This window comes from Novosphingobium sp. (assembly GCF_027489515.1).
In the GTDB taxonomy this organism is placed as follows: domain Bacteria; phylum Pseudomonadota; class Alphaproteobacteria; order Sphingomonadales; family Sphingomonadaceae; genus Novosphingobium.
Window position 1 is genome coordinate 1 of the sequence record NZ_JAIXZS010000049.1, and the last position, 18,332, is coordinate 18,332.

Sequence of the window (18,332 nt, forward strand, 5' to 3'; positions counted from 1 at the left end):
CTGCACGGCGGCAAGCCGCGCGGCAGATCGATTGGGGGCCTTCGAGCGGGTCATATTCCAAGCCTCAATTCGATCGAGCGGGCATGTGCGGCAAGCCCTTCCGCTTCGGCCAGCGCCACTGCAGCCGGGCCGACGGCGCCGAGCGAGCCCTCGCTGACGCTAAGGAAGCTGGTGCGCTTCATGAAATCGAGCACCGACAGGCCGGAAGCGAACCGCGCGCGGCGGCCGGTGGGCAGCACATGGTTGGGGCCCGCGACATAATCGCCGATGGCCTCGGGCGTTTGGCGGCCAAGGAAAACGGAGCCGGCATGGCGGATGCCGGCAAACAGCGCTTCGGGATCGGCGGTCGCGATCTCGACGTGCTCTGCCGCCAGTGCATTGGCGAGGGCGGGGGCCTCGTCCAGCGAACCCGCCACAATGATCACACCGTGCGCATCCCAGCTGGCCCGGGCGACGGCGGCGGTGGGCAGCAGGGCAATCTCGGCCTCTACCGCGGCGGCGACGGCATCGGCAAAGGCGGCATCGTCGGTGATCAGAATCGCCTGCGCGGCGGGATCGTGTTCGGCCTGACTGAGCAGGTCGGCAGCGATCCACTGCGGATCGTTCTGGCTGTCGGCGATGACGAGGATCTCGGACGGGCCTGCCACCATGTCGATGCCAACGACGCCGTAGAGCTGGCGCTTTGCCTCGGCGACCCAGGCATTGCCGGGGCCGGTGATCACGTCAACCGGCGCGATGCGCTTCGTGCCATAGGCAAGCGCGGCAATCGCCTGCGCGCCGCCGACGCGCCAGACTTCATCGACGCCCGCGAGATGCGCAGCGGCAAGGACCAGCGGATTGATCGCCCCCTTGGGAGTGGGCGTGGTGACGACAAGGCGGCCTACGCCAGCGACCTTCGCGGGAATGGTGTTCATCAGCAGCGAGGAGGGATAGGCTGCGCGTCCGCCAGGCACATAAAGCCCCGCGCCATCGACCGGGTGCCACTTTGCACCGAGGCGGACGCCTGCGGCATCGGTGTAGTCCCTGTCTTCGGGCAGCTGTGCCTGATGGTAGGCGCGGATCCGCTCCGCTGCGAGTTCGAGCGCGGCGCGCAGGGCTGGATCGAGTGAGTCGAAGGCTTCGCGGCAGGTCTCGGCGGGGATGCGCCAGTCGTCTCCCAGATCGTGACCGTCGAAGCGCGCGGTGTAGTCCGCGAGCGCTGCATCGCCGCGCGCACGGACATCGGCTAGAATCGCGGCAACATCGCGGGCGACATCGGCGTCGCTTTCGCGGCGGTCGCTGACGACGGCGGCAAAGGCTTCGGCAAAGCCCGCGTCACGGGTGTGGAGGCGCTGCATCAGGCGGCCTTCCGGCGCGCGACCAGATCGCGGAAAGCATCGATCAGCGCGCCCATCCGTGCCGGATCGGTCTTCAATGCGGCGCGGTTGACGATGAGGCGCGCCGAGACGGGCATGATCCGGCTCGTCTCGACCAGGCCGTTGTCTTTCAAGGTGCGGCCCGAGGAGACAAGATCGACGATCCGGCTGGCAAGGCCCAGCGAAGGTGCCAGTTCCATCGCGCCGTTCAGCTTCACCACTTCTGCGGCGACGCCGAGCTTCTCGAAGTGGCGGCGGGTGAGGCTGGGATACTTCGTCGCAACGCGGGCGTGGCTTTCGCGGGCGGTTGCTCCGCTTTCGACCGCTGCTGCGGGTTCGGCCACCGAAAGGCGGCAATGCCCGATATCGAGATCGACCGGTGCGTAGAGGTCGGCATAGTCGAACTCGTCGATCACGTCCGAGCCGACGATCCCGGCCTGCGCGGCGCCATGGGCGACGAAGGTCGCCACGTCGAATGCGCGCACGCGGATGATCGTCATGTCGGCGCGGCTGGTAGCGAAGCTCAGCTTGCGCGAGGCCTTGTCGAAGAAGTCCGCCTCGGGCACGACACCGGCGTCCGCCAGCAACGGCAGCGCCTCGTCGAGGATGCGGCCCTTGGGCAGGGCAAAAACGATAGAGGTTGGCGCGGTCATGACGCGCCCGCCCCTATGGCAAAGGGCCGGAAAGGGCAACTGTATGGAACGGGTGGTCTCGAACAGGTCCAGGCCATGGTGATGGATGCGCGCGACGTGGCAGCGGCGATTGCCTGGCAGGCGGATCACGCGGCAAACAACGGTGCGCCGTGCACCGCACGGGTGGTGCGCGCGCAGCTGGCGCTCCTGTCCGACGAGACAGAGACCGGGCGGCGCTTGGCGAACTGGCCGGGCATTCCGCTTGAGGATGCGCTGCCGCTGCGGCTGGCCGGCGGCTTTCATCATCTGCTGCTTTCCGGCGCCGACATGCGGCTGGGCGCGGTCTATCGCGGCGAGGTCACCGATCAGGGCGAGGTCGATGCGCTGATCGTGGAGCTCACGCGGAATCACGATGCTGCGCTGCTGCCGTGGCTCGATGGCCCGCCGCAGACCAACGAAGCGGGCCGCTCGGCTTCGATCATGGCGGCGCTGCTGTGGCTTTCACCGCGCATCGGCTCCCGGTTCGAAATGAATGAACTTGGCGCCAGCGCGGGCGTGAACACGATGATGGACCGGTATCACTACGATCTGGGTGGGACGCAGGCCGGTCCGCCGACCTCACCGATGCAGATAAAGCCGGAGTGGCGAGGACCTGCGCCCATGGCCGCTCCGGTGGAGATTACCGCCATTGAGGGCTGCGACCGTGCGCCGGTGAACCTTGCCGATCGGGCCGCGGCGCTGCGGCTGAAAAGCTATGTCTGGGCCGAGGTGACCGAGCGCATGGCGCGTATCGATGCGGCGATCCGGCTGGCGGGCGAGCAGCCGCCAAAGCTCACGCAGATGGACGCGGGCGACTGGGTGGACCAGCGCCTCGCCGCCCGGCAGGAGGCGGATACGACGCGCGTGTTCTACCACTCGATCGTGTGGCAATACCTGCCGCCCGAAACCCGCGCCCGCATCACCACGGCGATCGCCAGCGCGGGCGAGGGCGGCCGCCGCATCGCGTGGATCATGCTCGAAACCAACCGCGAGACCTTCCGTCACGAACTCACCGTCCGCTACTGGCCCGGCGGCGGTGAGCCGGTGCTGCTCGGCGAGGCGCATGCCCACGGCGCATGGGTGGCGTGGCATGGGGCAGCGTGATTGGCCGCACGGACCAATTGCGCCTGCCGCCCTGCATGCTAGCCTCTCTGCAACCTAGCGTAGAAAGCTTCCCATGCGCTCGATGAAACTGCTCCTTGCCTCCATCGCTCTCGTTGCTGTTCCGGTGACGGCATTGGCCGATTCGCCCCCGCTCGATTGGCGCACCAAGGTCCGCGCGTTCAACATCGAGCATTGCAAGCACCCGGCCTGGGGCACCTCGCATTCGGACCGCGACTATGCGCTGGCCAAGGCGATGGCAGCGACGGACAAGGTCGCTCTCGATGATGATGTGCTGTTCGCAGCCGCCTATCTGCACGATATCGCGGCGTTCAAGCCCTACGAGAAGCCCGATCTCGATCATTCGGACGTTGCAGCCGACTTGGTGGGTGAGGTCCTCGCCCCCACTGGCTTCCCGATGGCGAAGCTGCCCAAGGTGCAGGCCGCCATCCGCGAGCACATGTACTACCGCACGCCGACGGTCCCCGAATCGCTCTATCTCCATGATGCCGATGCGCTCGATTGGCTCGGCGCTATTGGCGCGGCGCGGATCATGGCGCTGGCCGATCCCAACGGCGGTCAGCCCGATGGCCCCGCCGTCCTGCCGATGCTGAAGGACAACCTGCGCGATGTGCCGGCGCGCGTGCTTTCGCCCGCAGGCAAGGCGCTGATGCCGGCCAAGCGCGATCTCCTCGCCAAGTGGCTGGAGACGCTCTCGGCCGAGACGGACGGGTTCAAGACGCTCTGACCATGGCTGAAATCATGTACCGGCCTTATGCCAAGGCCGACGAGGACGCGGTCATCGCGCATGTCCTTGGCATCCAGCAGGGCGAATTTGCAGTGCCCGTGACCGCCGAGGAGCAGCCCGATCTGCGCGCGGTGGCGGAGGTCTATCAGTCCGGCACCGGAGGATTCTGGGTGGCGGAACGGGAGGGCCGGATTGTCGGCACGATCGGCCTGATCGGCTTCGGGACCAGCGAAGGCGCGCTGCGCAAGATGTTCGTCGCCGCCGAAGCCCGCGGGCGCGAGCTGGGGGTGGCGGCGGGGCTGCTGGCGATTCTTCTGGACCATGCGCGGGCCAAGGGGATCACCGGCATTACCCTCGGTACGGTCGAGAAGCTCCATGCCGCGCGGCGGTTCTACGAGAAGAACGGGTTTTTTGCCGTTGATCCTGATGCGCTGCCGGAGGGCTTCCCGCGCATGCCGGTCGACACGCATTTCTATCGGCTGGAGCTGGGCTAGGCGGGCTTCAGACGCTCGAGCCGTTCGCGCCAGCCGCCATTGTACGAGCCCCATTCCCACACCGCGACAGTCAGCAACACCAGCACCGACGCGGTCGCGATCATGGTCACGGGCATCGGGCGTAACCAGGCCCAACCGCCCAGCGCAACCAGCAGCACACAGCCCACGGTGTGCGAGAGCGGGAAGTTGCCCAGCGCGTTGCTGAACCGCTTGAACAGGCCGACGCTGCCGAGGAAGGCGAGGAGGCCGCCGCAGAGCGTGAGGATCAGGCCTGGCGCCGCGCCGCCCTCCGATCCTTCGAGCACCAGCGCATCGGCGACTGCGCTCACCACGATGCCGCCGACGATCGGCATGTGCAGATAAGTGTAGGCCTCGCGCGCAACGCGGCCGGGATTTGCGTGGTTCTCGATATGGCGCGCGCCGCGCTCGGCACCGAGATCGAAGTAGATCCACCACATCAGCACCGATCCGGCAAAGGCGCAGACAAATGCGGCGATCCGCTCCGGTGTGGGAGCGGCGGCGCCGAAGTTCACCCCGGTGACCACGATGCCTTCACCCAGCGCTATGATGATGAACAGCGCGCAGCGTTCGGCCATGTGGCTGCCGGAAATGGCCCAGTCCGTCGCCAGAGAGCGGCCGAGGAAGGGGGTCATGAAGCCCGCGAGTGGCCCGAGATATTCAAGCGCCAGCGCGCCAAGCCACCAGGCGAGCCGCGCTTCCCCCGCTGCACCGAGTCCTGCCATCCAGAGCAGCGACGAGGCGGCGAACCAGCACGAGATGCGCACCATGTTCATCATGCCGCGCGGATCGCCCTGCCGCATGATCACCGCCATGAACAGCGTGCGCCCCATCTGGAGCGCAAGGTAGCTGCCCACGAACAGCGTCCCGTTATCCTCTGCACCTCGCGAGAAGGCGTGAGGCAGCCCGACTGCCATCAACAGGCTCGCCAGCATGCCTAGCAGCAGCATGATGCGCACCGCCGCGCGGTCCGGATTGGCCCAGTTCGCCGCCCAGGTGGTGTACATCCACGCCCACCAGACCGCGAGGAACAGCACGGACGCTTCGGCAAGGCCGCGCCAGGTAAGGTTCACCAGCAGCGCGTGGGAAATCTGCGTGATGGCAAAGACATAGACGAGATCGAAAAACAGCTCGAGATAGCTGACCGGAGCAGGCCCGCCGCCATGCTGGCGCAGCAGCGAGCAATGCTCCGGTGTCTTCTCAACCATCGGACTAGGCGAGGAACGCGTCCAGCGCCGCGTTCACCTTGTCCGGCGCTTCCCACGGCACGAAATGGCCGCAATCGGGCACCTGCACCAGCGTGAGATTGGGGATCATCGCGTCCAGCCCGTCGAGGTTGGCGGGGGGCAGCGCCATGTCGTCCATTGCCCAGATCACCAGCGTCGGGATCATCAGCGGCGGCAGTGGCGGCGGGGCATAGCCTTCGGGCAGCGCGAAGGGCGCCTCCATGGTCGGCACGTCCATCGGGCTCGCGCGGTACCAGTTGAGCATGGCAATCGCGCTATCGCCGTTCGACCAGTCCTGCAGCAGAGCGGCGCGTTCGGCCTCTTCCATCACCGGGGCGCGGTCACCCCAGTTCAGCACCTGCATGAGCAGCGCGCCCAGCCCATGCTCGCGGACCAAGGCATCGTTGGCGGTATCACGGAACGCCCGCATGTACTGGCTCGCCCTGCGCTGCACGGGATCGAGATAGAGCAGCTTCTGGAAGATCCCCGGATGCGGCGCATTGGCGACGACGGCGCGGGTGACGCGCGTCCCTTGCCCCATGAGCGCCACGCCCCAGGCAATTGCGCCGCCCCAGTCATGCCCGAGCACGGTGAACTGCCCCACGCCGAGTGCATCGGCGAGGAGGAAGATATCGCCGATCAGCTTGTCGGGCGTGTAATTCTCCGCGCCTTCGGGCTTGGAGGAGCCGCGATAGCCGCGCTGGTCGGGCGCGATGCAGCGGAAACGGCTCGAAAGGTGGGCAATCTGGTGGCGCCAGGTGCGGTGCGATTCGGGAAAGCCGTGGAGGAACATCAGCGCGGGCGCATCGCGCGGGCCCACATCCACCACATCGAGTTCGATCCCGTTGGCGAGCTTCACACGGGTGAGGTCCATGCTCATTCAGCGGTCTCCGCCTTGGGGGTTTCCATCTTCGTGGCATAGCCATCGGCGACCATCTTCGCCATGCGGTCGAAGATTTCGTCGGGTGTGCGACAGGCTTCGCCGATCATCCGCTCGAACCCGGTCGCAACAATGATCTCGCGCTTGCCTTCGGCCATTTCCGCCAGCATCTGCGCGACCGCGAGTTCGGGATCCATGCCCCCGTCGATGCCCTTGTCGCTCACCCCGCGGCGGCTGCCATCGGCGTTAAGCGCGTTGCGCGAGACGTTGGTGCGCACCGATCCCGGCGCGATGACGTGGACCTGAAGCCCCGCACCGGTCACTTCACTGCGCAGCGCGTTCGAATAGCCGATGAGGCCGAACTTGGCCGCGCTATAGGCCGTGCGCAGCGGCACGCCGACCTTGCCCGCCACGCTGGACACCATCGCGATGCGGCCCTTGCCGCGCGCGACCATGCGCCCGATCAGCGCCTGTGTCAGCGCGATGGGGGCGAGCAGATCGACCGCGATGATCTGCTCATAAACCGCATAGTCGGTATCCACCGCGAGGCTGCGCTGCGAAATGCCGGCATTGTTGAACAGGATGTCGATCCCGCCGCTGCGCTCTGCGGCCCATTCCCAGGCCTGCTCCGCCGCAGCGAGGCCGGCCGGGTGGTCCGTCACCTCGAATGGCAGCACAAGGGCAGTGGCATTGCCCTTCGCGCACTCTGCGGCAACTTCATTGAGCGCCTCGGCATTGCGGCCGGACAGGATCACATGCGCGCCTTCCGCCGCCAGCGCGCGGGCCATTGCCGCGCCGATCCCCGATGATGCCCCGGTGATCCACGCCACCTCTCCGGCAAATGCCATGATCTCTCTCCCTCTTGTGTTCTGATCCAGGGTCAGGACCTATTAACCGCGCCTTCGAGGCGCTGGCATGGCGAACATATCAGGCGGAAATTCACGCCGGGAAGGCTGGTTGCCTTTCCAAGTGAGTTTCTGTCTGAGATGGAAGCCATGCCAGCGTCCCGCAGGGATTTGACCAAAATGGCCCATTGCTTCGTCAGGAAGCCTTGAAATATCGACATATTCCTGCGTCTTCCTTCCTCGCACTGAGCCATTTTGCCTCAAACCTCGATGGCGCGGTTAATAGGTCCTGACCCTAGAGATTGGCGCGCGTGTTGGGCACCTTGGGCAGGGGGATGAACTCGTCCTCGTCCCCCGGCACTTTGGGAAAGCGCCCTTCGTCCCAATCGTGTTTGGCCTGGTTGATCCGCTCGCGGCTCGAGCTCACGAGATTCCACCAGACGTGGCGCTGCGAAGTGAAGGCCTCGCCGCCGAGCAGCATCACGCGCCCGCCTGCTTCGGAGGCTAGCTTCAGCGTGACTCCTGGCGCCAGCACGGCAAGGCTGTACAGCTCCAGCGGCACGCCATCGATGCGCGCTTCGCCGCCCACCAGCATGACCGCGCGCTCGTCCGCCGCAGCGTCGATGGGGATTTCGCCGCCGGGGGCGAACAGGATCTCGGCATAGATCGTCTGGCTGTGCTGCGTCGTCGGTGCGGTTCGGCCCCACAGCGTGCCCATGATGACGCGCGCGGTGGTGCAGCCGTCCTCGATCAGTGGCAGGTCCGCCTGCTGCTCGAAGGCGGGGTCGATGTCCTCGCGCCCATCGGGCAGCGCGAGCCAGGTCTGCATGCCATAGAGCGCCGGGCCGCCGACTCGTTCCGCCGCCGGGCTGCGCTCGGAATGGACGATGCCGCGACCCGCCGTCATCAGGTTGACCTGCCCGGGGCGGATCGTGGCGAACGTGCCCAGACTGTCGCGGTGATCGATCGCGCCCGCATACTTGCCGCCAAACAGCCAGGTGACCGTGGCGAGGTTGATATGCGGGTGCGGCCGCACGTCCATGGCGGTGCCCGTGGGCAGCACCGCAGGTCCGAATTGGTCGACGAAGATGAACGGGCCAACCATGGTCCGTTCGCGCGCGGGCAGCACGCGCCGCACCTGAAAGGCGCCGAGGTCGTGGGTCACGGGCGTCAGGATCTGCGTCACGGGCTGCGTCATCACGATACCTCCGCCTGCAGCAGTTCGAGGATGTTCACCGGGAAAATCGGCTCGTGCCATTCTGCCAGCTCGGCGGCGGCAAACCAGCGGAATTCCTTGATCAGCTCGCGCTCGAGCGCAGTGTGCCCGGCGGGGTCGGGCGCAAAGTTCACCGTGCGTACGCGGAAGAAGCGCTCGTCGGAAGTGACAGGCTCGCCCTCCAGCGTGATGAAATCGTCAGTGCGCTGCGCGATCTCGGGCCCGCAGTCTTCAACCTGCAGGCCGGTTTCCTCGAACAGCTCGCGCACCGCAGCGGCATGGAAGTCCTCGCCCGGATCGCATTCGCCGCCCACCCCGCACCAGAAGGCGCGGCGCGTGGGCGGGGCGAAGCGAATCAGCAACAGGCGCTCGTGCTCGTCCAGCAGCAAGATCCGCGCGGCCCTGCGGACGCGTCGCGGGCTTTCACTCACTGCCCCATCACTCACCGGGTGCACGGGCCTTGATCGCAAGAGCATGGACACGCTGGCCGGGAATGTCACCCAGCGCGGCGTTGACCATGCGCTGGCGCATGACGCGCGAAACGCCGGCGAACTTCGCGCTCGTGATCTCCACGGTGAAGTGCGATTCGCCCGATCCGTCGTCGCCCATGTGGCCACTGTGGCTGGCGCTGTCGTTGATCACGGCAAGGTGTTCGGGGGCGAGGGCTTCGGTCAGAAGCCGGGTGATTTCTTGGGCAAGGGGTCCTGTCATGTCTTCCATCTTAGACGATGATTGCCCATGTGGAAGGCCAATGAAACATGCCACGAACCATACACGCTTCCATGGCCGGGTGCAGGGCACCGGGCAGCTTTGCGCGGTGCCCGGCTGCAACGAGCCTGGCGAGTTCCGCGCGCCCGGTGCGCGCGCGCCGGGGTTCGACGGGCCGGGGGACTACCGCTGGATGTGCCTCGAACACGTCCGCGCCTTCAACGCCGGGTATGATTTCTTCGCGGGCATGACACCGGAGGAAATCATGGCGGCGCAATCCCCGCTCGCCGGCTGGGCGACCGAGACCCGTGCGTTCCGTCCTACGGCCGGGATCGATCAGGCCCCGCGCTGGAACGATTTCGCCGATCCGCTCGAGGCCATCGCGGGCCGCGCCAAAGCGCGCCGCGCCGATGCACTGCACCGGCAGGAAGCCGCACGGCGCGGGATCGGGCCTGAGGAGCGCAAGGCCTACGATGTGATGGGCCTCGGCTTCGATGCCGATCGCAAGGCACTGCGCACGCGCTATTCGGAGCTGGTCCGCCGTTTTCATCCTGACAAGAACGGCGGCGACCGGGCCTACGAAGGCCGCCTTCAGGCCGTGGTCGAAGCCTACAACCTCCTGCGCGCGACGCCAGCCTTCAACGTCTGAGACTGGACAAGCCCCCCATCCGGCGCAAAGCTCTTGCATCGGGTATGGGGGGACGCATGCGAGACGAAGACCGGCAGCTGGGGATGGACCGGGCGATCACCCGGCGCGATTTCGTGAACGGGGCGGCGGCCAGCGCGCTGGCAGCCGCCGCACCTGCCGACGCGCTCGCTGCTGCAGCCCGCGCCAAGGCGGTCGTGACGCCCGAGATCGATCCCACTCCCTATCCCCCAGCCAAGCAGGGTATGCGCGGTTCGCACGCCGGTACCTATGAGGCGGCGCATATGCTGCGCGACGGGACGCTCAAACTGGCGGACGCCGAGCAGAGCGGCGAGATCTATGACCTCGTGATCGTCGGCGGCGGGCTTTCCGGGCTTTCCGCAGCGCATTTCTTCCAGAAGCGGGTGGGGCCGGGTGCGAAAGTGCTGGTGCTCGACAACCATGACGATTTCGGCGGGCACGCCAAGCGCAACGAATTCCGCGTGAACGGCAAGCTGCTCGTCTGCAACGGCGGCACGCTCAACATCGAAAGCCCCTCGCGCTACGACAAGTGGTCGCGTGTGCTGCTCGATGACATCGGCGTCGATATCGCGCGGTTCGAGCGCGACAACACGGCCAACGCCACACTCTACAAGTCGCTCGGCATGGGCCACGGCATGGTCTTCGATGCCGAGACCTTTGGCGGGAAGGACGTGGTCCTGCCCATGGGCGGCGGCTGGCGCGGCGGGCGGATCGAGCCCGAGAAGCTGGATAAGGCGCCGCTTGGCCCCAAGGCGCGGGCGGACCTCGCGCGACTCTTCGCCAATCCGCAGCCCGATTATCTCCCCGGCCTCGATGCGGCGGCGAAGAAGGACTGGCTGGCGCGGCATTCCTACAAGGAGTTCCTGACCGAGAAGGTCGGCGTCGATCCTCAGGTTTACTGGCTGTTTCAGAACATTGGCATGGCAAGCTTCTGCGTCGGCGGCGATGCCGTGCCCGCGCTGTTTGCCTGGGTGCAGGGCTATCCCGGCTTTTCCGGCATGGCGCTGGGCGAAGTGCCGGCAGACCTCTTTGCAGACCTTCCCGGCGGGCAGCACGGCCGGCAGCGCGAGGGCGACAAGTCGATCCACTTCCCCGATGGCAACGCCACGCTGGCGCGGCTGCTTGTCTCCAAGCTGGTTCCCGAGGCGACCGCAGGCCGCACGCAGGAGGACATGGGCACCGCGGTGATCGACTACGCCGCGCTGGATCGTCCCGGCGCGCCCACGCGCATCCGCCTCTCGAGCGTTGTCCTCAATGTCGCGCATCGCGGTGATCCGGCGAGTGCGGGCGAGGTCGCGGTGCATTATGCCAAAGACGGCAAGCTGGTGGAGGTCCGCGGCAAGGCCGTGATCATGGCCTGCTGGAACATGGCGATCCCCTACATGATGCCCGAACTGCCGCCTGCGCAGAAGGAGGCGCTCGCCTATGGGGTGAAGGGCCCGATGGTCTACACCAGCGTTGCGGTCACCAACTGGCGGCCGTTCGTGAAGCTGGGTGCCGCCAACTTCCACTGCCCGACGATGTTCCATCAGGAAGTCGGGCTCACCGAAGCGGTCAGCCTGGGTGACCTGAAGCACCCGCAGAACCCGGACGAGCCGGTGGTGCTCCATCTCGTCAAATACATGAACAAGCCCGGCCTGCCGCGCCGTGACCAGCACCGTGTCGGCCGAGCCGAGCTTCTCGCGATGAGCTTCGAGACTTTCGAGCGCGAGACCCGGCGCCAGTTGCAGCGTATGCTGGGCAGTGCGGGCTTTGATGCCGCGCGCGACATTGCCGGGATCACCGTGAACCGCTGGGGCCACGGCTATTCCTACACCTACAACTCGATCTACGATCCGGTGGAATGGGTCTACAGCGAGAGCCCGAACCGCCCTTGCGTGGTGGGCCGCCAGCCCTTCGGCCTTGTCAGCATTGCGAACAGCGACGCGGCGGCGAGCCCGCACACCGACGCCGCGATCCAGGAAGCCCACCGCGCGGTGCAGGAAGTCATCGAGCGGCGGACCTATCCGTTCGTGCCGCGCCGAACGGCCTAGTCTTCCAGCGCAGCCAGGTCCGGCTCCACCCAGCCGCGTCGCGCATCCACGCTGAACAGGCGCGCCTTAGAATAAAAGCACAGCGGCCAGCTTCGATCACCGATCTCGCTTTTCAGCAGCGCGTTCACCGCATCGACAAGCGCGGTGCCGGCCGGCACCGTCCCGGCAAAGGCGCGCACGCCGCGAATGTAGAGCTGCGTCAGTGTCTCGTGATACCCCGCGCTGTCGGTGTTCTCGCCGCCCACGGCCACGTTGTAGGCGCTGATCGTGCCCGGCATGTCACGCTCCGGCACGAAGTCCGGTCGCTCGCGCAGCAGCCACAGGCAGGCGGCGAGATGCGCCTCGTGCGTCCACTCCGCCTTGGGCAGCGTGCGGGCCAGCAGGCCTTCGCCCACATGGCGCACCGCCGCATCATCGGCAAAAAGTCGGATCGAATGCGTGGCCATGTTTCGTCCTTCTGGCACAAAAAAAGAGGCCTCGCACAGGGCGAGGCCTCATGCCAGACGGGATTGTCGTCTTCTTGCTTATGCTGCGATCGGTGCCGCGTTGCGCACGCCTTCGTCGACATGGTCGGCGAACTGCGCGAAGTTGTCGATGAACTTGCGCACCAGCTCCTTGGCGGTGCGGTCATAGGCCTCCGGATCGGCCCAGGCGCCGCGCGGATCGAGCAGTGCGGTATCCACGCCCGGCACGGCAACCGGCACTTCGAAGCCGAAGCCCGGATCGATGCGGAAGTCGGCGCTGTTGAGGCTGCCATCGAGCGCGGCGTTGAGCAGTGCGCGGGTCGCCTTGATCGGCATGCGCTTGATCCCCGGCATGGTGGCGAGGCCGCCGGACCAGCCGGTGTTGACCAGCCAGCACTTCACCCCGCCCTTGGCGATGCGCTCCTTGAGGAGGTTGCCGTAGACCGAAGGATGGCGCGGCATGAACGGCGCGCCGAAGCAGGTGCTGAAGGTGGCTTCCGGCTCGGTCACGCCGATTTCGGTGCCGGCCACGCGCGCGGTATAGCCAGAAAGGAAGTGGTACATCGCCTGATCGGGCGTCAGCCGCGCGATCGGGGGCAGCACGCCATAGGCATCCGCCGTCAGGAAGATGATGTTCGACGGCACCGGGCCGAGGTTCTTCTCGCTCGTGTTCGGGATGAAGTCGATCGGGTAGGAACCGCGGCTGTTTTCCGCCAGTGAGGCATCGTCGAGGTCGATCGTGCGGGTTTCGGGATCGATCACCACGTTCTCGAGGATCGTGCCGAAGCGCTTCGTCGTCGCGAAGATTTCGGGCTCTGCCTCTGCCGAGAGACGGATCATCTTGGCGTAGCAGCCGCCCTCGAAGTTGAACACCGCCGTGTCCGACCAGCCGTGCTCGTCATCACCAATCAGCGTGCGGCTGGCATCGGCTGAAAGCGTCGTCTTGCCGGTGCCGGAAAGCCCGAAGAACACCGCCGTGGTGCCGTCCGCACCGATATTGGCCGAGCAGTGCATCGGCATGACCCCCTGCACCGGCAGCAGGTAGTTGAGAATGCCGAACACCGACTTCTTCATCTCGCCCGCATAAGCGGTGCCGCCGATCAGGATCAGCTTCTCGGTGAAGTTGACCGCGATCACCGTTTCGCTGCGGCAGCCGTGACGCGCAGGATCGGCGCGGAAGCTCGGGATATCGATGATCGTGTATTCAGGCGCGAAGCTTGCGAGTTCCGCAGCCGTCGGGCGCACGAGCAGGGTGCGGATGAACTGCGAGTGCCAGGCGAACTCGGTGATCACGCGCACGGAAACGCGATATTCGGGCTGCGAACCGCCGAACAGGTCGGCAACGTAGGCCTTGTCGAGCCCGCCCAGCGCGGCGAGGAAATCCGCCTTGAGCGCCGCGAACTGCTCGGGCGTCATGGCGACGTTGGTCTTGCCCCACCAGATCGTGTTTTCGGTCTCGGCATCGCGGACGAAGAACTTGTCCTTGGCGCTGCGGCCGGTGTGCTTGCCGGTGGCGACGACGAACGGGCCGTCTGCCGAAAGCACGCCCTCGCCATTGCGGATCGCATGCTCGACCAGCGGCGCGGTGCCGATGTTGGCAAAGATCTGCGCGGGCTCGGGAAGCCCCTGCTGAGCGAGAGTCACTTTCAAAGCAGTATCAGACAAAGTCGGTCTCCCTCTGCGGGTTTGCCGGTTGCCCGGGCCGGTTGGGGCTCCGGGCGAGGCATGGCCCCGCGTTGCAATCACACCCAGATGCTCTCGTCCGCCGGCGAATCCGCAGCTGGTTTGCATACGAATGCGCTGAGTCTGTCCCGGCGCATAGCCACCCCGCCATGCTGCGTCAAATGCCGTCGCGGCAACCTAGTTTTTTGCGCAGCAAGTTGCACCGCGTACAACTGCACCGCATTCACGCGGGATCCGCGGCGCGGTTGCCAGCAACGCTGGGAGCCGGTAATCCCTTGGCCCCCGACCCGCCGCCAGCCAGACCGGAAACGCCCCTGTCCGAAGCTTTGCAATCGCCGGTATCTGCCACCACGCGCGGTGATGATCCCCGAGTGATCGCGCTGGTGGATGATGACCGAAATATCCTGACCACCGTGTCGATCGCGCTACAGGCCGAAGGCTTCGTCACCCGGCTCTATTACGACGGCGCCGCAGCGCTGAAGGCTCTGATCGAAAACCCGCCAGACCTTGCCGTTTGCGATATCAAGATGCCGCGCATGGATGGGCTCGAACTCCTGAGCCGCCTGCGCGAGAAGAGCCAGCTCCCGGTGATCTTCCTCACCAGCAAGGATGCCGAGGCCGACGAGGCGCTCGGCCTATCGATGGGCGCCGACGATTACATCGCCAAGCCTTTCAGCCAGCGCCTGTTGATCGCCCGCATCCGCGCGATCCTGCGCCGCTCCGAAATTGCCCGCAGCGATGCGGCGGGACCGGCCGAACCGGGCGAAGGGGCGCAGCCGCTACCCGAACCGATCCGCCGCGGCCGCCTCGTGATGGACCCCGCCCGCCATACCGTCACGTGGGACGGCGCTGCGGTGTCACTCACCGTGACCGAGTTCCTGATCCTCGAGGCACTTGCGCTGCGCCCGGGCGTGGTCAAGACGCGCAATCAGCTGATGGACGCGGCCTACCACGACGATGTCTTCGTCGACGACCGCACGATCGACAGCCACATCAAGCGCCTGCGCCGCAAGTTCCGCGTGGCCGATCCCGGCTTTGCCGCCATCGAAACGCTCTATGGCGCCGGATACAGCTTCGCCGATTCCTGATCCGGCGCGCCCGCCGCTGCGTCGCCGCTCGTGGCGCGTGCGCGGCGTTTCGCTCACGACGCGCATCCTCGCGGTCAACGTCATCGCACTCGCGCTCCTCGCCGGTTCGTTCTTCTATCTCGACAGCTACCGCAAGCAGCTCCTGGCCGAACGGTTCAAGCTGGCCCGGGCCGAGGCCGAGATCGCCGCCACAGCGCTGACCGAAGCCCGGCCCGCCAAGGCACGCGAAGTGCTCGCCGAAATCGGCACTGCGCAAAAGCTGCGGCTCACGCTCTATGATGCCAAGGGTGGGCTGATCGCCGACAGTTTCCGCCTCGCGCCGCCGCCGTTCGCCTTTGCCGATCCAGACAAGGAGGCCTGGTATACCAGCGCCGCGCGCCTGCTCGATCGCGGCGTGGACTTCATCGTCGGCGCTCCGGTCATCGAACGATACCGCGAACCGCCCGAGACGGGCGCGGCCAACTGGCCCGAGATCGCGCGCGCCCGCGCCTCGCGGGCGACCGAAGTCTACCTGCGCTATGCGCCGGATCGCACGCCGGTGATCACTGCCGCCACGCCTGTGGGGACCAGGGGCGAGATGCTGCTCGCACTGCGCAACGCCACTGATGTCACCCAGTCGGTCCGCGATGCGCGCCAGTCGCTGGGGATCATCATCGGCGTCGCCTTCCTGCTTTCGATCCAGCTTTCGCTGTTCCTGGCCCGCACGATTGTCCAGCCGCTGCGCGCCTTGGTCCGCGCCGCGGTGCGTGTGCGGCTGGGGCGCGACCGCGCGGTTGTCGTCCCGCGCCTGCCTGAACGCGGCGACGAGATCGGGCTCCTTGCGCGCGCCTTTTCCGACATGACCACCGCGCTGCGCCAGCGCATCGACGCGGTCGAAAGCTTTGCCGCCGATGTCGCGCACGAGCTCAAGAACCCGCTCGCCTCGCTCTCCAGCGCGCTCGAGACGATGGAGAAGGTCGACGATCCCGCGCTGCGCCAGCAACTGGCCGCGATTGCTGCGCACGATGTGCAGCGCATCGACCGGCTGATTACCGAGATCGCCGATGCCAGCCGCATCGATGCGCAATTGAGCCGCGCGACGTTCGCTCCGCTCGATCTGGCAGCCCTTGCCGGAGACGTCGTCGGTGCGCGCGGCGCGCGGCCTGATCGGGAAGCGTGTCCGATCCGCATGGTGCGCGGCGGCGGCACGGCGCTGGTGCGCGGCGACGCGCTGCAGCTGGAGCGGGTGCTCGACAACCTGCTCGACAACGCCGTCTCGTTTTCGCCGCCCGGCGGCACCGTCGAGGTCGTGGTCTGGGCCAGCGAGGGCCGCGTCTACCTCGCAGTGACCGACGATGGCCCCGGCATTCCGCCCGCCGAGCGCGAGAAGGTGTTCGAGCGCTTCCATTCCGTCCGGCCTGCCAGCGAGGCGTTCGGCGCGCACAGTGGTCTGGGGCTCGCCATCGCACGCACGATTGCCGAGGCACACGAAGGCTCGCTCACCATCACCGACCGCCCCGGCGGCGAACCCGGCGCGCAGCTCGTGCTTGAACTCCCGATGGCCGGGGAGGACGAGGAATGAAGCACCAGGCAACTTGTGTCGCCATTGCCGGCCGCGCAATCCTGATCGAGGGACCATCGGGCGCGGGCAAGTCGAGCCTCGCGCTGGCCTTGATCGATCGCGGCGCGGTACTGGTCGGCGATGACGGTGTGACGCTCGAACACGACGGCGCACGGTTGCTGGCGAGCCCGGTGCCCGAGACGACCGGCCTGCTCGAGGTGCGCGGGCTGGGCCTCGTCACGATGCCGGTCGCAACCGCAATGCCGGTCGCGCTGCTGCTCGTGCTCGACCCTGAAGCCCCGCGCTTCATCGAAGCGCCGGAACGCGCCTTGCGCCACGGCGCCGCGCTGCCGCTGATCCGGCTCTGGCCGGATAGCTCCGTCCTGCACCTTCGCGCCGAAATCGCGCTGCGCACTTATGGCCTGCCGCCGGCGGGGCCAGTCTTCACGTAAACGTCCCCGCGTGAAACATTGCCGGGGGCTTGCCCCTTGGCGGTCTTCCCTTCCGGCCAAGGCTGGCGCAAACCACGCCCATGGTGCCCGACTCGGAACCGGAAGATCCGCCGCAGCGTATTCTGCTCGTCACCGGCGTGCTCGGTGCGGGCAAGACGACTGCGCTGCGCACGCTTGAAGATATGGGCTGGGAAGCGATCGACAACTTCCCGATCCGTCTGCTCGACCGCTTGCTGGAAACCGAGCCCGGTTCGGCGCAACTTGATGCAGGCTCGCCGCTTGCCATCGGTTTCGATACGCGTACGCGCGGGTTCGATCCGGCCAAGACCATCGAACGGGTCAAGCGGCTCACCGCGCGCAGCGATCTGGCGGTTACCACGCTGTTCCTCGATTGCGGCGGGGCGGAGCTTGAACGGCGCTACAACGAGACCCGCCGCCGCCACCCGATGAGCGAGGACAAGCCCGCCGCGACCGGAATTGCCGCCGAGCGCGAGCTGCTCGAGCCGCTTCGCCGCTGGGCAGACGTCGTCATCTCGACCACCGATTTTTCCACCAATGATCTGCAGCAGGCGATTCGCGAGCAGTTTGGCCGGATCACGCCGCAGCGCACCACGCTCACGATCAGCAGCTTCGGCTTTTCGCGGGGGACACCGCCGCTGGCGGACCTCGTGTTCGACATGCGCTTTCTGGCTAATCCGCACTGGGACGATGCCTTGCGCCCGCTCACCGGCAAGGACGCTCCGGTGGGCGAATATATCCGCCGCGATCCGGCATTTAGCGAGGCGTTCACGCGGATCCGCGATCTCCTGCTGCTGCTGCTTCCGCGCTTCCAGGCGCAGGGCAAGGCCTATGTGAACATCGCCTTCGGCTGCACCGGCGGGCGCCACCGCTCGGTGTTCATGGCCGAACAAATCGCTTCAGCCTTGCGCGACGAGGGATTTTCTCCCACATTGCTGCATCGCAACCTGGGGTCGCGCGCTGCCGACATGGTCGAAGGCGCGCAGACATGAAAAACAAAGGCACCTGCCGTCCATCCGGGGAGACAGGCAGGGATCGGGGGAATGGGCATGCACTGGAAGATGGCGGGACCGGCCGGGAATTCATCCGGATACGGCACCAGCCTCAACCGATTTTGCCCATGCT

Annotated in this window: 19 protein-coding genes; 9 read left to right on the top strand and 10 right to left on the bottom strand. The window is 66.7% G+C overall.

What is annotated here, in order from left to right; translation table 11 throughout:
- Positions 1-50: 50 nt before the first annotated feature.
- Entirely contained in the window at positions 51-1,337 is a 1,287-nt protein-coding gene (gene hisD, locus Q0082_RS08215; protein WP_298191429.1) for a histidinol dehydrogenase, read from the bottom strand.
- Entirely contained in the window at positions 1,337-2,008 is a 672-nt protein-coding gene (hisG, locus tag Q0082_RS08220) for an ATP phosphoribosyltransferase (RefSeq protein ID WP_298191431.1), read from the bottom strand. The genes hisD and hisG overlap by 1 nt, the downstream gene beginning before the upstream one ends.
- A 15-nt stretch (positions 2,009-2,023) precedes the next feature.
- Here hisG and Q0082_RS08225 point away from each other — a divergent pair, with 15 nt between their 5' ends.
- The 3 genes from Q0082_RS08225 (at position 2,024) to Q0082_RS08235 (ending at position 4,369) form a co-directional block, all read left to right on the top strand.
- Complete coding sequence (locus tag Q0082_RS08225; RefSeq protein ID WP_366522534.1) at positions 2,024-3,130, top strand: DUF2332 domain-containing protein; 1,107 nt, start codon at positions 2,024-2,026, stop codon at positions 3,128-3,130.
- An 82-nt stretch (positions 3,131-3,212) separates the two neighbouring features.
- Positions 3,213-3,875, top strand: coding sequence for an HD domain-containing protein (locus tag Q0082_RS08230; RefSeq protein ID WP_298191433.1), 663 nt, complete (start codon positions 3,213-3,215; stop codon positions 3,873-3,875).
- Positions 3,876-3,877: 2 nt separating this feature from the next.
- On the top strand, positions 3,878-4,369 hold the full coding sequence (locus Q0082_RS08235) for a GNAT family N-acetyltransferase (RefSeq protein ID WP_298191434.1): 492 nt from the start codon (positions 3,878-3,880) through the stop codon (positions 4,367-4,369).
- On the opposite strand, the gene Q0082_RS08240 is transcribed toward Q0082_RS08235, so the two are convergent.
- From Q0082_RS08240 to Q0082_RS08265, 6 genes are all read right to left on the bottom strand, one after another.
- Entirely contained in the window at positions 4,366-5,595 is a 1,230-nt protein-coding gene (locus Q0082_RS08240) for a low temperature requirement protein A (protein WP_298191436.1), read from the bottom strand. The genes Q0082_RS08235 and Q0082_RS08240 overlap by 4 nt on opposite strands.
- 4 nt (positions 5,596-5,599) lie before the next feature.
- Positions 5,600-6,493, bottom strand: a complete 894-nt coding sequence (locus tag Q0082_RS08245; protein ID WP_298191437.1) for an alpha/beta hydrolase — start codon at positions 6,491-6,493, stop codon at positions 5,600-5,602.
- Positions 6,490-7,341, bottom strand: coding sequence for an SDR family NAD(P)-dependent oxidoreductase (locus Q0082_RS08250; RefSeq protein ID WP_298191439.1), 852 nt, complete (start codon positions 7,339-7,341; stop codon positions 6,490-6,492). The genes Q0082_RS08245 and Q0082_RS08250 overlap by 4 nt, the downstream gene beginning before the upstream one ends.
- 292 nt (positions 7,342-7,633) lie before the next feature.
- Entirely contained in the window at positions 7,634-8,536 is a 903-nt protein-coding gene (locus Q0082_RS08255) for a pirin family protein (protein ID WP_298191541.1), read from the bottom strand.
- Positions 8,536-9,030 (bottom strand): NUDIX domain-containing protein, encoded by a 495-nt coding sequence (locus Q0082_RS08260; protein ID WP_298191441.1) that lies wholly within the window; start codon positions 9,028-9,030, stop codon positions 8,536-8,538. Before Q0082_RS08260 ends, Q0082_RS08255 begins: the two co-directional genes overlap by 1 nt.
- Positions 8,993-9,265: a BolA family protein gene (locus tag Q0082_RS08265; protein WP_298191443.1), complete on the bottom strand. Its 273-nt coding sequence runs from the start codon at positions 9,263-9,265 to the stop codon at positions 8,993-8,995. Before Q0082_RS08265 ends, Q0082_RS08260 begins: the two co-directional genes overlap by 38 nt.
- Before the next feature lie 40 nt (positions 9,266-9,305).
- Here Q0082_RS08265 and Q0082_RS08270 point away from each other — a divergent pair, with 40 nt between their 5' ends.
- Positions 9,306-9,911: a J domain-containing protein gene (locus Q0082_RS08270; RefSeq protein ID WP_298191445.1), complete on the top strand. Its 606-nt coding sequence runs from the start codon at positions 9,306-9,308 to the stop codon at positions 9,909-9,911.
- Positions 9,912-9,967: 56 nt separating this feature from the next.
- Positions 9,968-11,962, top strand: a complete 1,995-nt coding sequence (locus Q0082_RS08275; RefSeq protein WP_298191447.1) for an FAD/NAD(P)-binding protein — start codon at positions 9,968-9,970, stop codon at positions 11,960-11,962.
- Here the strand turns inward: Q0082_RS08275 and Q0082_RS08280 are convergent.
- Both Q0082_RS08280 and Q0082_RS08285 read right to left on the bottom strand, forming a co-directional pair.
- Positions 11,959-12,408 (bottom strand): hypothetical protein, encoded by a 450-nt coding sequence (locus Q0082_RS08280; protein WP_298191449.1) that lies wholly within the window; start codon positions 12,406-12,408, stop codon positions 11,959-11,961. The genes Q0082_RS08275 and Q0082_RS08280 overlap by 4 nt on opposite strands.
- A gap of 78 nt (positions 12,409-12,486) precedes the next feature.
- Positions 12,487-14,091: a phosphoenolpyruvate carboxykinase gene (locus tag Q0082_RS08285; protein ID WP_298191450.1), complete on the bottom strand. Its 1,605-nt coding sequence runs from the start codon at positions 14,089-14,091 to the stop codon at positions 12,487-12,489.
- Positions 14,092-14,435: 344 nt separating this feature from the next.
- Here Q0082_RS08285 and Q0082_RS08290 point away from each other — a divergent pair, with 344 nt between their 5' ends.
- The 4 genes from Q0082_RS08290 to rapZ all read left to right on the top strand — a co-directional run bounded on the left by Q0082_RS08290 (position 14,436) and on the right by rapZ (position 18,199).
- Positions 14,436-15,197 (top strand): response regulator transcription factor, encoded by a 762-nt coding sequence (locus Q0082_RS08290; RefSeq protein ID WP_298191543.1) that lies wholly within the window; start codon positions 14,436-14,438, stop codon positions 15,195-15,197.
- A complete protein-coding gene (locus Q0082_RS08295) occupies positions 15,166-16,758 on the top strand; it encodes a stimulus-sensing domain-containing protein (protein ID WP_298191452.1) in 1,593 nt (530 codons plus the stop codon). The genes Q0082_RS08290 and Q0082_RS08295 overlap by 32 nt, the downstream gene beginning before the upstream one ends.
- Positions 16,755-17,189, top strand: coding sequence for an HPr kinase/phosphatase C-terminal domain-containing protein (locus Q0082_RS08300; RefSeq protein ID WP_298191454.1), 435 nt, complete (start codon positions 16,755-16,757; stop codon positions 17,187-17,189). Before Q0082_RS08295 ends, Q0082_RS08300 begins: the two co-directional genes overlap by 4 nt.
- Before the next feature lie 80 nt (positions 17,190-17,269).
- The gene (gene rapZ / locus Q0082_RS08305; protein WP_298191456.1) at positions 17,270-18,199 is read left to right on the top strand and encodes an RNase adapter RapZ; all 930 of its coding nucleotides are present in this window, start codon (positions 17,270-17,272) and stop codon (positions 18,197-18,199) included.
- Positions 18,200-18,332 lie beyond the last annotated feature (133 nt).

Coding starts and splice junctions, on each gene's coding strand:
- Q0082_RS08230 (WP_298191433.1), top strand. CDS start 3,213: ATGAAACTGCTCCTTGCCTCCATCGCTCTCGTTGCTGTTCCGGTGACG.
- rapZ (WP_298191456.1), top strand. CDS start 17,270: ATGGTGCCCGACTCGGAACCGGAAGATCCGCCGCAGCGTATTCTGCTC.
- Q0082_RS08295 (WP_298191452.1), top strand. CDS start 15,166: ATGGCGCCGGATACAGCTTCGCCGATTCCTGATCCGGCGCGCCCGCCG.
- Q0082_RS08245 (WP_298191437.1), bottom strand. CDS start 6,493: ATGAGCATGGACCTCACCCGTGTGAAGCTCGCCAACGGGATCGAACTC.
- Q0082_RS08280 (WP_298191449.1), bottom strand. CDS start 12,408: ATGGCCACGCATTCGATCCGACTTTTTGCCGATGATGCGGCGGTGCGC.
- Q0082_RS08260 (WP_298191441.1), bottom strand. CDS start 9,030: ATGCTCTTGCGATCAAGGCCCGTGCACCCGGTGAGTGATGGGGCAGTG.
- Q0082_RS08235 (WP_298191434.1), top strand. CDS start 3,878: ATGGCTGAAATCATGTACCGGCCTTATGCCAAGGCCGACGAGGACGCG.
- hisD (WP_298191429.1), bottom strand. CDS start 1,337: ATGCAGCGCCTCCACACCCGTGACGCGGGCTTTGCCGAAGCCTTTGCC.
- Q0082_RS08275 (WP_298191447.1), top strand. CDS start 9,968: ATGCGAGACGAAGACCGGCAGCTGGGGATGGACCGGGCGATCACCCGG.
- Q0082_RS08250 (WP_298191439.1), bottom strand. CDS start 7,341: ATGGCATTTGCCGGAGAGGTGGCGTGGATCACCGGGGCATCATCGGGG.
- Q0082_RS08225 (WP_366522534.1), top strand. CDS start 2,024: ATGGCAAAGGGCCGGAAAGGGCAACTGTATGGAACGGGTGGTCTCGAA.
- hisG (WP_298191431.1), bottom strand. CDS start 2,008: ATGACCGCGCCAACCTCTATCGTTTTTGCCCTGCCCAAGGGCCGCATC.
- Q0082_RS08255 (WP_298191541.1), bottom strand. CDS start 8,536: ATGACGCAGCCCGTGACGCAGATCCTGACGCCCGTGACCCACGACCTC.
- Q0082_RS08240 (WP_298191436.1), bottom strand. CDS start 5,595: ATGGTTGAGAAGACACCGGAGCATTGCTCGCTGCTGCGCCAGCATGGC.
- Q0082_RS08270 (WP_298191445.1), top strand. CDS start 9,306: ATGAAACATGCCACGAACCATACACGCTTCCATGGCCGGGTGCAGGGC.
- Q0082_RS08265 (WP_298191443.1), bottom strand. CDS start 9,265: ATGACAGGACCCCTTGCCCAAGAAATCACCCGGCTTCTGACCGAAGCC.
- Q0082_RS08300 (WP_298191454.1), top strand. CDS start 16,755: ATGAAGCACCAGGCAACTTGTGTCGCCATTGCCGGCCGCGCAATCCTG.